This is a genomic window from Thermococcus prieurii (assembly GCF_054657655.1).
On sequence record NZ_BAAHYH010000002.1, the window covers coordinates 282,513 to 297,248 of the forward strand.

The window sequence follows — 14,736 nt, forward strand, 5'->3', positions numbered from 1 at the left end:
GATGATTAGGGTCGGAACGTGTGGCTTCTGCGAGGCAAGGGCGAAGTATTTCCGGGACTTCGACGCCGTTGAGGTCCAGCAGACGTTTTACCGAATTCTCCAGGAGAAAACCCTTGAGCACTGGAGGAAGGAAGCTCCCGAGGGCTTCGCCTTTGCGATGAAGGCATTTCAGGGCGTAACGCACCCTCCAAACAGCCCGACGTGGCGGAGGAGCAACGTGAAGCCAAGTAAAAACGTCGGCCTTCTCAGGCCAACGAGCGACGTCCTTCACTTCTAGCGCCTGACGCTGAAGGAGGCCGAAACCCTTGGCGCGCGTTTCATTCTAATTCAGTTGCCGAAGAGCTTCAGGGAGGGCGAGGAGAGCTTCGCCAACGCGGAAAGGTTCTTCGAGATGATTGACAGGGGAAACTTCGAGATAGCCGTTGAGCTGAGGGGCTGGAGCGAGAAGGGCGTTAAGCGCTTTGTTAGGGCCTTCGACGTCATAGACGTTACCGACCCGCTCGTGAGGATTCCGCTCCACAGCGGTGAGACGAGCTACTACCGCCTTCACGGGCGCTACGAGAACGGGAGGATAATCTACCGGCACTCCTACAGCGACGAGGAACTGCAAAAAGTTCGAGAGCGCGTCCTCGGCTGGAACAGGGACGAGAGCTTCGTTTTCTTCAACAACACCGACATGTGCAGGGACGCGAAGAGGTTCAAGGCAATTATATGGGAAGGGTGAAACTTCGATAGGGATTTATACAACTCCATCGAATTCTCATTAGGTGGGAGCATGGAGGAGATAACGATAAAGGTTCCGGCGGGAGTTAACATTGAACGGCTCAAAAAATTCCTTGAAGCTGACGCAGAGTTTCTCGCAAAGGCAATGAAAAAGAAAGTCCGTCCCGGAATGCTTGGAAGGGCAAGCGCCGAGGAGCTTGAGGAGTACGCCGGGGAGGTAGGCCGGTGATTTACGTTGATTCCAACGTGTTTTACAACTACCTCTTTGAGACTTCCCTAACGGAGCGGGCGTTCCAAGTTCTTGGGAAAAACCGAGGAATGCTGGCCCCGTCCTTTTCAACGGTGGAAGAAGCAACGTACGTCATTTTAAGAAAGTTGCTCTCGGAAAAAGCTGGAATTCGCAACAGATACGATGCAAAAAGATACCTGAAGACGCGTGAGGGCAGGGCGTTGATAGACGAGGCTTTTACATCGGTACTTGCATTGATTTTTCAATATGACGTTGAACTCGTTGAGGACGCAACGAGTCCGGGGCTTGTCCAAAGCTATGCCGTCAAATACGGTTTGATGCCGAGAGATGCCCAGATTGTCGCCACCTGCCTTCTAAATGGGATAAAGAAAATAGCAACCTTTGACAACGACTTCGATGACGTTGATGAGCTCTCTGTTATTCGATAGGCTCAGGCACGGGTCCAGCTCATCACCGTCAGCCGAGGGTGTCGTCATCATCGCCACCGAAACTAAAAACCCTTAACTTCAAAAACTTTATAAGCCATGAAACGTACTCACAAGTATGATACTCATGAGTAAGTTCATTGACCGCGAAAGCGAGCTTGAGTTCCTGAGGTCGAGGTACGCCTCGGGGAAACCCGAGCTGATAATCCTCTACGGCCGGAGGAGGATAGGCAAGACGTACCTCCTTCAAAGGTTCCTCTCGGAGGTCGGGGGAATTTATCTCCTCGCGGAGGAGAGCGAGACCATCTTAGAGGATTTCTCGGAGAGATTGGCGAACTACTTCAACGACCCGTTTCTGAGGGAGAACCCGCTCCAGAGCTGGAGAGCGTTTTTCACCTACCTCGCGGGAAAAAGCGGGGAGAGGCTCGTCGTGGTCATAGACGAGGTTCAGTACGTGGCCAAAGCCCACAGGGAATTCCTCAGCGTCCTCCAGAAGTACTGGGATTTGCACCTTTCGAAGACGAAGATAATGCTCGTTCTCTGCGGCTCGCTGGTTTCCTTCATGGAGGGCGTTCTCTCAGCCAAATCCCCGATATACGGGCGGAGAACCGGGGCGTGGAAGGTCGAGGAGATGAGCTTTTTTAAGGTCAGGCGGTTCCACCCGTTGAGCACGGAGGAGGCGGTTTACGTCTATTCCGTCTTCGGTGGCGTCCCCCAGTACTGGGCGGACTACAATCCCGAGCTTGACTTCTGGGACAACCTCAGAGTTCTGCTCCTCTCGAAGGGCGCCAAGTACTACGACGAGCCGAAGTACCTCCTCAAGGAGGAGCTCCGCGACGTCTCGCGCTACTTCTCAATCCTCAGAGCGATAGCGCTCGGCTACACCCGCTTCGGAGAGATAGCGGACAGGGCAAGGATAGAGAAGAACTCGCTCGGCAAGTATCTGCTCGTCCTCCAGGAGATGGGCTACGTTACCGAGGAACTGCCCGTAACTGGAGGAAAGCGGGGGCGCTACCACATAGCGGACAACCTCTTCAGCTTCTGGTTCCGCTTCGTCTACCCTCGGAGAAGCGAAATCGAGATGGGGATTGACGTGGTTAACGACATTAAGCGGAATTTCAACGAGTACCTCGGCTTCGTTTTCGAGGATGTTGCCAAGCAGTTCCTCATCGAGCTGAACAAAGCCGAGACGCTTCCGTTCCGCTTCACAAAGCTCGGCCGCTGGTGGCGTAAGGGTGAGGAGATTGACTTAGTTGCCTTGGACGAGCGGGAAAGGCGGGCGCTTTTCGTTGAGGTGAAGTGGAAGGATTTGAGCGAGAGGGAAGCGCGGGGAATCTTAAAGGACTTGGAGCGGAAGGCCGAGCTTGTGGGACTGAACGGCTGGGAGAAAAGCTATGGACTGGTTGCCAAGAGAGTTGAAGGGAAAGAGGAGCTGAGGAAAAAAGGCTGGCTCGTCTGGGACTTGGAGGACTTTATGAGGAGAAAGGGAGAGGGCAAAAACGCTGAACTCTCATGGATTGAGGTACTTCCTACCAAGGACGGTGATTAACAGGGCCCACATAAACGTCCCCAATATCGCCTCTAACGATGCAATGAGAGTTCCAATCCCCACCGGATGGTAGTCGCCGTAGCCTAGGGTCGTTGCGGTCACGACGCTGAAGTAAACGGCCTTCCAATAGGACTCAATTCCCGGAACGCTGTTTGTGAAGTAGTAGAGCGCTGGAAAGATAAGCAGAACCATTGGAAGCCAGATTGAGACGAGCCTCTTCCAGCTCGTGCCGTATTTCGTTGTAATATCGAGGAAGAGGTACTCCGCAAGGCTCCCAATCTGGGCAGTTAAGACTTTCAACCTTCCCCGTAGTCCGCCAACTATTTTCGCTTCATCCCTGGCAAGCTCCACTCTCCATTTTCTCCTCGCCACCATTCCTCTGTAGAAGCAGTACTCAGCGTTGTCCAAATCTTCTAGCAGTTCTTCTCTCTTGAAGAGCTGCCTTGCCAGCTTGAACAGCTCAACCGCGAAGCGATTTGAAGATATTTTGGCATGATTTGGATAGAGCCGTCCCCCAATCTCTACGGGCTGAAGGAGTTTGCCCGTTTCAATCTTCGAGAACTTCAGGTGAAAGTCTTCGCCTACCTTAACGCCTTTTAGGACAATCTGCCCCAACTCAGAGAAGTCCATCCAAATCTCACCAAGGGAGGACTCGGCGATTAATAGGTTTGAACACTGCAGACCGTTCAGGAAAAGCTCTTTCCCTCGGCACGCTATTATCCACAGAGCGTCTACGGACGCCTTGGATTCCTTGAGCATTTTAATTTCATCCACCCTTATGAGCTCGGGGCTTACATCGAAAGACTCCAACCCCTTTGAAATCCTCTCGGCCCTTTCATTGGTCTCTCCATGAAACGTCGGGGGAGCTGTGGAGATTTTCTGAAACTCGGAGCTCGTGACGTACAGCCCGGAGATTTCAGCACCATAGAGAAGCATGTTTCCAAACTTTAGGGGCTTCTCCTCGCTCCCCTTAACTATTACCTCGCCGATTTTTGAAGAGCTCAGGTTGATGTCACCAACCACCTCGATGCCAGTAGCTTCTAGGACTTCCCCTGTGATGGGCAGTTTGTAAAGGCGACCCCCTCGAAGTTGAAGTCTCGCCGCCGGAGCTTTTCTGCAACTGCGTTGAGTTTGAGCTCCTCAAGCTTCTCGCGTCCGAAGAACCTTTCGCCCTCCTCAAAGCCTATGTGGAGCGCGCAGTACTTCGAGCCCTCGAGCGGCTTTTCACAGCACTTGCTTCCATCCGAATACGTGTACTCGCACACGCTCCCCACCGAATTAGAACTTTCTCAGCACTATAAAAATACTTTTTTGGCTCTTAAAGCTCTCAAAATTAGTTAAATTAGCCAAAATAATGAACCTAAGATGCCCGTGGAGATTAAAAAGACGGCGAAACTTCTGGAAAGAACTTCCGGTAGCTTGACCAAAACCTCAAGAAGCCATAAGAGGTTGAAGAGCCTTTAGGTTTTTCTAATCCTTTCCGCAGTTCTCCCTTCATTTGCAGGTACTCTTCCTGCTCAGGGGAAATTTCTTGGCGGAGGCAAGGAACGAATTCACAAGCCTCACCTGCTGTTTGAAGACTTCATCTGGGTTCTCCTTCAGCCTCTTCACGTAAAGCCGGATGAAGGCGAGCCTCTCTTCCAAATCGCGCTTAGAACGGAACTTCAACGCAAGTTCCCTCGCGTAGTCATTGAGCACCCTCCCGTCGATTCTCTCTTTAAACAGCTCGTAGAGGAAAAGGCATCTTCATTCCTATGGCTCTCCCACCAAACTTTGGAGAGCACGGTATTTAGCCCTTTTGAAATGACACTCTCCGCAGGTATCTTCGGCAATCATATCTTCCGAAAGTTTTATTTGACTCAACGTTGTAGTTATCTGCCAGATTACTGGGGGTGTAAGTTGTTGGAAGCTGTGTGCGGCACGACGCTGGAACTGAGTGAGGGTGCTTCAATATCCTTTGTGGTGACGAACCCGCACTTCAGCAACATCAACAACAAGACGTCCCTCGCCACGGAGGTCGGGGATCTCCTCCTGAAAGCAATTGCTGGCGATATCTCAGACTGGTCACAGGCACAGCCCAGCAACACCGGAAGCACACCCGTTGATCTCGGAAATGGCGTAAAGGCAGTCGCCAAGTTCAACGGAACCGACTACTGCTTCTACTCCCCCAGCGTGGACAACTGGGAGTGGAAGCTCTGCTCGAGCACGGGCTGGCCCGTCTGGGTGAAGGATGCAAAGGAGTGGGCGAACAAGCTCAAGTCAACTTGCACGCAAGAATCGATATACGACAACTTTGCAGGAGTAACAAACGGCGTAACAGTCTGCAAGCCCAACTGCCAGCCGATCCAGCAGCTCGTTTCCAGCACATACGACCCACAGAAGTACTCAACGTATCTGCTGACAGTGAAGTTCGGCGGATCAGAGTGCGAGGGACTGAGTGGGTATGGTAAAGCATACATTGAACACTGGCAGAACATGATGAACCCGCGGAAGAACCCAATGGGGATGCTCGCATATACGGTCGCCTGCGGTACTACAACCTCAGTATGCTATGCAGCAATGACTGCAGGGACAGGAGGAATCGCTGGTGCGCTATCATGGGGCAAATGGATAAAAGATATGGGGGCCTGCGCAATTGCACCGGCATTAACTGGTTGGCTTGCAAGCCAGCAGATAGAGGAGAGCAAACTAAAGGCGCAAGCATTGTTTGGAGGCAGCCAAATACTTGGGACAGCAACTATCATGGGAGTCAAGAAAGCGCTCTTACCCACTGTTCAGATATACCGTCTCCAAAGAAGTATTAGCCAAGCATCGGAACTAGTAAAAGCTGCGGGAAGCGCGGAGGCAACGTTCGATGACTTCGTGAAACTGGGAACCAGATACACAGAATCCGCGCAGCAATTTGATAGCATAGCTAAGAAATTCCCTAGATATCTAGCAGTTACTAGTGACGAATTCATAAAAAACAAAGAGGCCGACGATCTACTTAGGCTCCTTGCGCAGTATGGCAAAGACCATAAGCCAACAACCCTCGCAGAAATTGGCAGCAAACTAGGAATAGAAGGAGCTGAAGAACTCGCAGAGAGTAAGCCAGAACTGTTGATAGATAGGATTACATCCGAGTTACGAAGTAAAGGGCTCGCTAAAGCAGCGGATGAAGCATTTAAAGGAATGGATGAGACACTGCGCGAACTCCTCAAGAAGGAGATGAAAGCGAGCTTCGTATGTGGAGCTGCCGGAGCGGTTGCCGGTACACTAAGTTATTATTCCCTGGTCGCTTCGACGAGCACAATATCAACGCCGACCATAACCATGAATATAGGAAATATATCCGCAGCTATGCCAATCCACGGTGAACCCGAAGGAGATTGATTTGGGTGAGAGATCATGATCGTGTACGCCACAAGACATAAGGGGAATGCCAAGTGGGAACGGGGCTTTCTGAACAAATTCTTCAGCGCAAACGAAAAAACTGCCAAGATGTGGCGGCAGCTCATAGAGTATATCCACCCAGAAGGTGGAAAGGCGCTGGAAAAATATAGGGACTTTGAGAGAGAGTATTCGGGGCAGAAACGGGTGCTGCAAGGCCCATAGTTGGTCACGATCTTGCAGAAGCCACAAAACTATCCCTCTGGCTCAAAATATTCGGCGAGGCAGCGGCAAGCATTCTGGGTACAACTCCACACAAAGTGTTTACAGTTATTCAACTCGAAGATGTGCCCGATCACTTTACTCAATGGCAGCACCACAGCGAAGATCCGCTTGGAATAAACTGGAGTTTTATTCGTGACGCCCTAAAAAACAGCAAACACGCCGAGAAATACATTGGTAGAAAAATAACCGACGAAGAATTAAAGAAATTAGAAGAAGTCGCGAAGGTCATTGCCAAATTCGTTGATGCGTGGGGCCCAGATAATATAAATCACGCACAGATCTGGCTAGAACGCGGCTCAAACATGGACGATCTTGAAGAGTTCATCAAGAAATACGCCAAAGATCCAGAAAAAACATTCCAATACTTGGAAGAACTGCGACAGGTTATGCACAAGTACATAAAGCCAAAGGGGCTCCGACCACCCACCACTGGAACTCCTGCAACGAAGGCTGCCACCAAACCCATCACAGAGAAGGAACCATCCGAAGTGGAGGAAACGTTCAAAACGCTGAAGAATTTGGGAGTGGATCTGAAGTTAGAGACAGGAAACGTGGCGGAGAGGAAGGCAAAGATATATGCGTGGCTGGTAAACAAAGGGCTGATAACCGTTGAGCAGGAAGGGGGCAAGATAAAGGTAAAGCCGACGGAAAAGATGCACGAACTGCTGGCAAGGCACGGAAACGCAGCAGGAGCTGTGCTGAAATGGGCAGCAGAGGAGGGTGTAGGACTAGAACATGTGAAGCCGGTATCCAAGATACTCGCCGCGCTGGAGGAAGTCCGTCAGAGGGCGAAGTCGGAAGATCCTGCGCTGGCAAAAGCGCTGGAAAAGGCGTTGGGAAGCAAGCACACGATACGTGAGCTTTACTACCTATTGCAGGGCCACTACACGCCAGAAGAGCTATCCGAAAGGTGGAGCAAGAACTTCGGCAAGATAGACCTCATAACACTCTTCGAACGGCACCCCGAGCTGGCGAAGGCAACCCTTGAAGCAATGCGCAAGATCGAGGAAACGGGCATAAGCACACCCCCAGTGCCGTCCTACTGGCTGGATCTGCTGAGGAAGGTGCGCTCAGGACATGTGAGAAAGGAGGATGTTGACCGCTACCTCGCAATGGCCACATACGGGAAGCACGTGTTTACAACACTCCACTCGTTGGCAGGTGCGCCCCTTCCCGAGAGGGGCAAGGACATTGAAACGCTCCTCAAAAGCCTCAGGGAACCGGCAAGGATCGCATCAGAGGCAGTGCTCCAGAGAATGGGTGTTAACGAAGACAGGAGAAGGCAGGGCATCGAGTACATGAACAGGAACATAGACCAGCTGGCGCACATAATTGCCCACCTGAAGGACCCAAGACACATAGAGGAGATCGAGCGTGAACTGGAGCCCATTGTGAACAAACTCCCCGAACAGGGCAGAAAGATAGGCCTCTTCAAGCGGGAAAAGTCCCCGAGAGAGAAAGTCGAGGTAATGGCGGCAATGGTCGTTGAATTCATCGAGGGCAGGGGTGAACTCAGGGAAATCCTTCACTACGGGGAGAATCTCCGCAAAGAACTAAGGGAATACGTTGGAGACGAAGCCGATAGACTACTCGGTGCAATGATTGCACCGGCTGTCGCCGCAGAGCTGAGGAGAAGGGGCGAGAGTGCCGAGGAACTGCTCGCAAGGGTTTCCTATGAGAGCCTGCGGAGGTTTACCAGCATCGAGCTCAAGCTTAAGGAGCTGAGGAAGGGAGCTTCCAACGAGAGAATTCACGACGACCTCTTGAGGCATCTGGCGTTCTGGGACATGCCTGGAATACCCGCCGAACCTCTGGAACCCGCTGGAAGGGAAAGGGTCAGGAAAACGCTCGAAGGGTGTGAGGGGTGCTCAACTTCAAAGGAAAGGCCTGGGAAATAGCGGCATGGTACGCAGTAGCATTGCTCCTTGCGATACCCGTGAAGGGCACGGGAGAGAGCTCCAGCCCACTCTTTCTTTTTGTCCTTGTTATCCTTGCAACGGGTTTACTGTTGATGTTTTACAGGCTGTTTGGAACCCAGATTCTCAGGAAGTTTCTATTCGGCCTTGAGCTCCTATTCCTCGGAACATCCGCCGCTTACATTCTTGAGGCATTCAATATGCCGGTTTATCCAGCGGTTCTCGCGCCTATGTTAAGGCTTGTTCTGAAAGAGAAAGCCCTCAACGCATCAACGGCATTCATTAGTGGAGTCGCCGCTGGAATGGTCGGAAAATCTATGAATCCAAGCGATGCAGCATTGTTCCTTCTTATCATGGCGGTTTATGACTACGTGGCCGTTTTTGGTACTGGGCACATGAAATCACTCGCAAGGGCGATGGTGCCAGGTCTCATGGACTCCTCTGTAGGAGTTCCTACGGGAAGGTACTCCATTGATTCTGGGGACGTTGCCATCCCTGCCATTCTGGTATCGGCGATGGCAAAAGTATCACCGAAATATGGAATAGCAATGACTCTTTCAGCTCTCTTCGGTCTCTGCCTTCTGATACTCTACTCCAGAAAACGCCCAGAGATGCTTCCAGCGCTGCCTTTCATAGCTTTCCCAGAGCTCCTTGCCTGCGTTCTTTTACTTCAGCCGGCAGGGTCATGCCATCAAGGGCTTTCGTATTTCGAATCGTATTTCGAAAAAGTTTAAAGTTCGTAGTACAAAACGAGTTCTGGTGAATTACATGGGCTCCACCGTGATGAGCATAAGGATTTCCCCTGAGCTCAAGCGGGAGATGAAGAAGTACGACATCAACTGGAGCGAGGAGATAAGGGAGTTCATAAAGCGGAGGATAGAGGAGGAAGAGAAAAAACGGGCCCTTCAGGAGGTCATAGAACTAGTCGAGTCACTTCCCGGAGTCCCTGAAGGGACCGCAAAACGGCTCGTGAGGGAGGACCGTGAGAGTCATTGACACCTCCGCCCTCTGCAAGTTCCTCCTGAAGGAGGAAGGCTGGGGGAGTGTAATTCCCCACCTGCAGCCCGAGAGCGAGGCTCAGACGGTTGAGATGTTGCTCACGGAGTGCGTCAACGTCATCTGGAAGAACGTTAGGGTATACAAAACCCTTGGCAGGGAAGAAGGGGAGAAGCTTCTCGGAGCGCTGGAGCTCCTCGTTGATAAAGGCCTGATAACGATTGAAGAAAACCGAAAATACCTGAGGAGAGCCTTCGAGCTGAGCGTTGAGCATGGCATAGCGGTCTACGATGCCCTCTTCATAGCGCAGGCCGAGGAACTCAACGCAACTCTCGTTACCTGCGATGAGAAACAGGGGAAGATTGCAAAGAAAATCGGAGTGAAAGTGACTCTCCTTTAATCAAACCCCGGCTTCCTGACCTTCACCACTTCTCTGTTCACGAGCGTCGGCGGGATTTCGCCGTTCTTGAATGCGATGAGATTCCTCGCCACGAGCTCGGCCATTCCTTCCCTCGCCCCAAAGGTCGCGCTACCGATGTGGGGCGCCAAAACCACGTTCCTCAGGCTGGAGAGCTCTTCGTTGTAGTACGGCTCCTCCTCGTAGACGTCGAGACCGGCCCCGGCAATCCAGCCCTCTTTTAGGGCCTTGATGAGCGCTTCCGTGTCAACGACCTTTCCGCGCGCTATGTTCACGAGAATTGCCGTTTCCTTCATGAGCTTGAGCTCCCGCTCGCCTATCATGTGGTAGGTCTCCCTCGTTAGAGGAACCGCCAGAACCACGAAGTCGCTCTCGCTCAGGAGCTCATCAAGGGGTTTGAACTCCACGTTGAGTTCCTTCTCTGCTTCTGGCTTCCTCGTGCGGGAGTAGTAGAGGATTCTCATGCCGAAGCCCTTAGCCCTTCTCGCCACCGCCTGCCCGATTCTGCCAAAACCAACGATTCCGATGGTTTTGCCATAAACGTCGTAGCCCAAGAACCAGCGCGGGTGCCAGGCAATACCGCGCTTCTTCCACTCGCCGGAGCGCGTGAAGTTATCGGCCTCTATTAGCCCCCTCGCCGTTGCAAGCAAAAGCGTCCACGCGAAGTCCGCTGTCGCGTCGGTGAGAACGTCTGGAGTGTTCGTTACGTAGATTCCCCTCCGCGTTGCCTCTTCGACGTCTATGTTGTCGTAGCCCACAGCGTAGTTCGCGACGATTCTTAACCTTGGCGCGTTGTCGAAGACCTCCCTGTCAATCCTCTCGCTGAGCATCGTAACGAGGGCATCAGCATCGCGGACCTTCTCGAGGAGAACCTCTCGGGGAATTTCCCGTTCCTCCGGCCAGACTTCGACATCGAAGTGCTTCTTCAGCATCTCGATGCCGTTCTCGGGAATCGCGCGCGTGATGAAGACCTTCGGCATGACCACCACCGGATAAAGAAAAGAGGGGGCGCTTTTAGCGTTTTCTCAGCTTGTCAACGAGCCAGATGAGTATCGGCAGGATTATAAAGGCCATCATGTCTCCCGTGTCGCCGGCGAAGGCCAGGACGTCTGCGAAGTTCTTGATTCCTGCGAAGTACACTGCCGCTGGCGGGATAACGGTTAGGGCCCACGCAACGGGCCTCTTGAGCTTGACGAACTCCTCGTTGTTGCTCTGCTGTGCCAGGGCTATTCCTATGTAGCTCGTCGTTATGGCAAGTAGGGGAATGAGGTTGCCGATTATCTTTCCAAGCCTTCCATAGAGCCACTGGAGCCCCTGGGTGGCAATCTGTGGCGTGTTCTTTCCGAAGGCCAGCAGGAACGCCGCCATAAATATGGCGTAAATTGCAGTCGGTATGATGAAGGCCCAGACGAGAACCTTCTTGGTCTCCTCGTAGCTTCCGAGGCCCTTGTAGACGTCGGGAATCACCGTGTGACAGCCGAGGGCGAAGATGGCAACACCCGTTATGCTTAGGATTCCCGAGAGGTCGGTATAGAGGCCGTTGCTCAGCTTCGCATGGGGAACGAGCATCACGGTGACCGCTATGAAGAGGGCAAGCATTATGTAGCTCATGGCCAGTTCGGTCTTTCCGCTCGCCTCAAGACCGCGGTAAACGACTATCGAGGCGAGAACCCAAAAGATGAACGCTCCTGCAGTTTCACTTATCCCGAAGAGGCTTGCGAAAACGCTTCCCATTCCCGCTATGTAAGCTAAGATAGCTCCAAAGCTCATGATGAATATGCTGACGTACATCAGCCAGCCACCAGCTTTTCCGAGGACGCGCTGGGCTATGGTGCTCATCTGCGCCCCGCCCATTCCTGCCGAGAACTTGAGGACTATGAAGCCAGTCGCCAGCATGAGCACCATAACGCCGAAGAGGACAAGCATGGCCGGAATCAGACCGACTTTGCTGGCGGCGTAGGGCAAGCCGAGCACTCCGGCGCCTATCTGGGTCCCAACGAGGATTGCCAGAGCTTCTCCCTTTGTTATGCGCTTCTTCTCAACGCGAATCGTGCTTACCCTAAGCCCCCTCACCGCTTTCCTCTTCCTGAGGTTCTGAATCAGGATGAGCTTTTTCCGCCTCTGAGCCGCCAGTCTCTCCGAGTAGTAACGGCCGTGTGAGGTAGTGACCTTGCTCCTCGGGGTTCCATCGGTAATCGGCATCTCGCATCACCTCCGTCCAATGCACCGATGAACACAATTTAAACCCTCGCTCGGAAGGCTGAAGGTTGCTTCTAATATCCTTCGATGTTTTTGTTTATAGAGCTTAACCTTTAGTAGGGTTTTTAAATTCCACTTGATTAGGGGATGGCATGAAGGGACACGCCGCTAAAATCCTGGCAAGGTCCCGCTTTGCCATAGCCTTTACCGGTGCGGGAATCAGTGCCGAGAGCGGTGTTCCAACGTTCAGAGGCTCCAACGGCCTGTGGAAGCGCTATCGTCCAGAAGAGCTCGCAACGCCAGAGGCCTTCGACCGGGACCCTCGCCTCGTCTGGGAGTTCTACAGATGGAGGATGCACAAGATTCTGGATGCGAAGCCGAACCCCGCCCACTATGCTCTGGCGGAGCTTGAACGGATGGGAGTCCTCAGGGCGGTGATAACTCAGAACGTTGACGACCTGCACCGCGAGGCAGGGACAAGGAACCTGATAGAGCTCCACGGAAACATCTTCCGGGTTCGCTGTACTTCCTGCGATTACAGGGAGAACCTGAAGGAGAGCGGCCGGGTTCATGAGTTCGTGGAGTCAAGAGACCTCCCGAGATGCCCCCGCTGTGGTTCCCTCCTCAGGCCCGACGTGGTCTGGTTCGGAGAGGCCCTGCCGAGGGATGCTCTGGAAGCGGCCTTTCGGCTGGCGGAGAAGGCAGATACGGTCATCGTCGTCGGGACGAGCGGCGTAGTGTATCCCGCCGCGTACATACCGTACATCGTCAAGGAGCACGGCGGCAGGGTCATAGAGGTGAACGTCGAGAGGAGCGGAATAACGCCTATTGCGGACGTTTTCCTGCGCGGGAAGGCGGCCGAAGTGCTTCCAAAGCTCGTTGAGCTCGTGAGGGGGTTGAGATGAAGCTGCTCCTGATAGGTTTTGCCGAGGATGAAATCGAGGGGATTGCAAAGCTCGGCTACCCGATTCTGCCGGTTCCCGAGCACTTCAGGAAGCTCACCCTGGTGGAGATACTCGAAAGAACCCCTGAGGGCGGGAACCTTGACTGGGCCGGTGGAAGGTTCGTCATCATGCACGGCCTCGACAACGAGGGTATCAGGAGGGTCATAGGTGAGGTCAGGAAGCTGGCCGAAGGAAGGGTAATCTTCGCGACGACGACTGAGACGAACCTCAAATGGACGCTGGAGGAGCTCCTCGAAGAGTTGAGAAGAGAAGACGAGTACTTCAGGGCTGTGAAGGAGGCGAAAAAACAGGCCAAAGGGAAGAGAGGACTCTTCCTTGACATCGGCAACGTTAAATAGTCGTGAGGAGAAGAAACCAAGGGGTCGGGGTATGATTAGGGCAGTCCTGTTCGACCTTGACGACACAATTGTCGACACCACCCGCTTAGCTGAGATGGCACGTCGAAACGCGATAGAGAACATGATACGCCACGGCCTCCCCGTTGACTTCGAAACCGCCTACAGCGAGCTTCTTGAGCTGATAGCTGAGTACGGCAGCAACTTCAACAGGCACTTTGATTACCTCCTCAGGCGTCTTGAGCTCCCCAACAACCCCAAGTGGATTGCCTCCGGTGTTATAGCCTACCACAACACGAAGTTCGCCTACCTGAAGAGCGTTAGAGGGGCCAGAAAGGTCCTCCTCGAGCTCAAGAAGGACGGTTATATCCTCGCGATAATCACCGACGGCGACCCGATAAAGCAGTGGGAGAAGATACTCCGCCTCGAACTCGACGAGTTCTTTGACGAGGTGTTTATCTCGGACTACCTCGGCGTCAAGAAGCCTCATCCAAAGATTTTTAAGCGGGCCCTCAGGAAGCTCGGCGTCAGGCCCGAAGAGGCCCTGATGGTCGGCGACAGGCTTTACTCGGACATCTACGGGGCCAAGCAGGTGGGAATGAGAACCGTCTGGTTCCGCTATGGAAAATACCGCGACAGGGAGCTCGACTACCTCGATTACGCCGACTTCACAATTGAGGACCTTGAAGAGGTTCCGAGGATTGTGAGGGGACTCAACGATGAGGAAGAAGAGCGTTCAGATTCGGAAGTTCATGCTGATTGACAGCTCATACAAGTCAAGAATCCTGAGGGGAGACAAAGTCACGACGATACGCTACGGTAGCTACGAGGCGAAACCTGGAAGCGAGGTTTATCTCGTGATAACGCCGAGCGACACGGCAATAGCGAAGGTCAGAATCACGAAGGTCGAGCGGAAGAAGGTTAGAGAGCTCACCAACGAAGACGCCAAGCTCGACGGCTTCTCCGACGTTAAGGAGCTCCTCCGCGAGCTGAACAAAATCTATGGCGAGCTCTACGGGGACGACGAGGTCACGGTGATAGGCTTCGAGGTCGTCAAGACTTTCAAGGACGGAATCCCTCTCAAGTGGCTCAAGGGCCTCAACTACCGCGAGCCGGAGGAGATAGCGCGCCTCTACCTCGAAAACCAGGACAGGCTTAACTTCAACCGCGAAACGGACTTCATAATGCGCCGTATATACAACGAGGGCCTCGGAAAGGCCGTCAGAACCTTCGGACCGAAGAGGGTTCAGCAGGCTCTCCTCAAGGTTTACCACGGACTCTACAACGAGGGGCTGATTTAGAAAAG

18 protein-coding genes and 1 pseudogene are annotated in these 14,736 nt (G+C 53.0%); 14 read left to right on the top strand and 5 right to left on the bottom strand.

Annotated elements, in window-relative coordinates; translation table 11 throughout:
* Position 1: 1 nt before the first annotated feature.
* The 4 genes and pseudogenes from ACYQ04_RS04730 (at position 2) to ACYQ04_RS04745 (ending at position 2,947) form a co-directional block, all read left to right on the top strand.
* A pseudogene (locus ACYQ04_RS04730) lies at positions 2–724 on the top strand (DUF72 domain-containing protein).
* 51 nt (positions 725–775) lie between these two features.
* Positions 776–952: a hypothetical protein gene (locus tag ACYQ04_RS04735; RefSeq protein ID WP_285518849.1), complete on the top strand. Its 177-nt coding sequence runs from the start codon at positions 776–778 to the stop codon at positions 950–952.
* Positions 949–1,401 (top strand): PIN domain-containing protein, encoded by a 453-nt coding sequence (locus ACYQ04_RS04740; protein WP_460127736.1) that lies wholly within the window; start codon positions 949–951, stop codon positions 1,399–1,401. The genes ACYQ04_RS04735 and ACYQ04_RS04740 overlap by 4 nt, the downstream gene beginning before the upstream one ends.
* A gap of 115 nt (positions 1,402–1,516) precedes the next feature.
* Complete coding sequence (locus tag ACYQ04_RS04745) at positions 1,517–2,947, top strand: ATP-binding protein (protein WP_460127738.1); 1,431 nt, start codon at positions 1,517–1,519, stop codon at positions 2,945–2,947.
* Here the strand turns inward: ACYQ04_RS04745 and ACYQ04_RS04750 are convergent.
* From ACYQ04_RS04750 to ACYQ04_RS04760, 3 genes are all read right to left on the bottom strand, one after another.
* Positions 2,909–3,970, bottom strand: coding sequence for a potassium channel family protein (locus tag ACYQ04_RS04750; RefSeq protein ID WP_460127740.1), 1,062 nt, complete (start codon positions 3,968–3,970; stop codon positions 2,909–2,911). The two genes, ACYQ04_RS04745 and ACYQ04_RS04750, sit on opposite strands and share 39 nt — an antisense overlap.
* Before the next feature lie 17 nt (positions 3,971–3,987).
* A complete protein-coding gene (locus tag ACYQ04_RS04755) occupies positions 3,988–4,221 on the bottom strand; it encodes a hypothetical protein (RefSeq protein WP_460127742.1) in 234 nt (77 codons plus the stop codon).
* 220 nt (positions 4,222–4,441) lie between these two features.
* On the bottom strand, positions 4,442–4,645 hold the full coding sequence (locus tag ACYQ04_RS04760; protein WP_460127744.1) for a DUF8150 family protein: 204 nt from the start codon (positions 4,643–4,645) through the stop codon (positions 4,442–4,444).
* Between the two features lie 204 nt (positions 4,646–4,849).
* On the opposite strand from ACYQ04_RS04760, the gene ACYQ04_RS04765 reads away from it, so the two are divergent.
* The 6 genes from ACYQ04_RS04765 to ACYQ04_RS04790 all read left to right on the top strand — a co-directional run bounded on the left by ACYQ04_RS04765 (position 4,850) and on the right by ACYQ04_RS04790 (position 9,913).
* Positions 4,850–6,319: a hypothetical protein gene (locus ACYQ04_RS04765; protein ID WP_460127746.1), complete on the top strand. Its 1,470-nt coding sequence runs from the start codon at positions 4,850–4,852 to the stop codon at positions 6,317–6,319.
* A 15-nt stretch (positions 6,320–6,334) separates the two neighbouring features.
* Positions 6,335–6,541 (top strand): hypothetical protein, encoded by a 207-nt coding sequence (locus tag ACYQ04_RS04770; RefSeq protein WP_460127747.1) that lies wholly within the window; start codon positions 6,335–6,337, stop codon positions 6,539–6,541.
* Between the two features lie 95 nt (positions 6,542–6,636).
* Positions 6,637–8,499, top strand: coding sequence for a hypothetical protein (locus ACYQ04_RS04775; protein WP_460127749.1), 1,863 nt, complete (start codon positions 6,637–6,639; stop codon positions 8,497–8,499).
* On the top strand, positions 8,466–9,251 hold the full coding sequence (locus ACYQ04_RS04780) for a presenilin family intramembrane aspartyl protease (protein WP_460127751.1): 786 nt from the start codon (positions 8,466–8,468) through the stop codon (positions 9,249–9,251). Before ACYQ04_RS04775 ends, ACYQ04_RS04780 begins: the two co-directional genes overlap by 34 nt.
* 34 nt (positions 9,252–9,285) lie before the next feature.
* Positions 9,286–9,513: a type II toxin-antitoxin system VapB family antitoxin gene (gene vapB, locus ACYQ04_RS04785; protein ID WP_460129878.1), complete on the top strand. Its 228-nt coding sequence runs from the start codon at positions 9,286–9,288 to the stop codon at positions 9,511–9,513.
* Positions 9,500–9,913, top strand: coding sequence for a type II toxin-antitoxin system VapC family toxin (locus ACYQ04_RS04790; protein ID WP_460127753.1), 414 nt, complete (start codon positions 9,500–9,502; stop codon positions 9,911–9,913). Before vapB ends, ACYQ04_RS04790 begins: the two co-directional genes overlap by 14 nt.
* On the opposite strand, the gene gyaR is transcribed toward ACYQ04_RS04790, so the two are convergent.
* Together gyaR and ACYQ04_RS04800 are read right to left on the bottom strand one after the other, a co-directional pair.
* A complete protein-coding gene (gene gyaR / locus ACYQ04_RS04795) occupies positions 9,910–10,911 on the bottom strand; it encodes a glyoxylate reductase (protein WP_460129880.1) in 1,002 nt (333 codons plus the stop codon). The two genes, ACYQ04_RS04790 and gyaR, sit on opposite strands and share 4 nt — an antisense overlap.
* Positions 10,912–10,945: 34 nt before the next feature.
* Positions 10,946–12,133, bottom strand: a complete 1,188-nt coding sequence (locus ACYQ04_RS04800) for an aromatic amino acid transport family protein (protein ID WP_099210804.1) — start codon at positions 12,131–12,133, stop codon at positions 10,946–10,948.
* Positions 12,134–12,282: 149 nt separating this feature from the next.
* Between ACYQ04_RS04800 and cobB the strand changes: the two genes are divergently transcribed.
* From cobB to ACYQ04_RS04820, 4 genes are read left to right on the top strand one after another with little or no spacing between them, the layout of a single operon-like run.
* Positions 12,283–13,035, top strand: a complete 753-nt coding sequence (gene cobB, locus ACYQ04_RS04805; protein ID WP_460127755.1) for an NAD-dependent protein deacetylase — start codon at positions 12,283–12,285, stop codon at positions 13,033–13,035.
* Positions 13,032–13,433, top strand: a complete 402-nt coding sequence (locus ACYQ04_RS04810) for a DUF3783 domain-containing protein (protein ID WP_460127756.1) — start codon at positions 13,032–13,034, stop codon at positions 13,431–13,433. Before cobB ends, ACYQ04_RS04810 begins: the two co-directional genes overlap by 4 nt.
* A gap of 31 nt (positions 13,434–13,464) precedes the next feature.
* Positions 13,465–14,193: a TIGR02253 family HAD-type hydrolase gene (locus tag ACYQ04_RS04815; RefSeq protein WP_460127758.1), complete on the top strand. Its 729-nt coding sequence runs from the start codon at positions 13,465–13,467 to the stop codon at positions 14,191–14,193.
* Positions 14,150–14,731, top strand: a complete 582-nt coding sequence (locus ACYQ04_RS04820; protein WP_460127760.1) for an ASCH domain-containing protein — start codon at positions 14,150–14,152, stop codon at positions 14,729–14,731. Before ACYQ04_RS04815 ends, ACYQ04_RS04820 begins: the two co-directional genes overlap by 44 nt.
* The last annotated feature ends 5 nt before the right edge of the window (positions 14,732–14,736 follow it).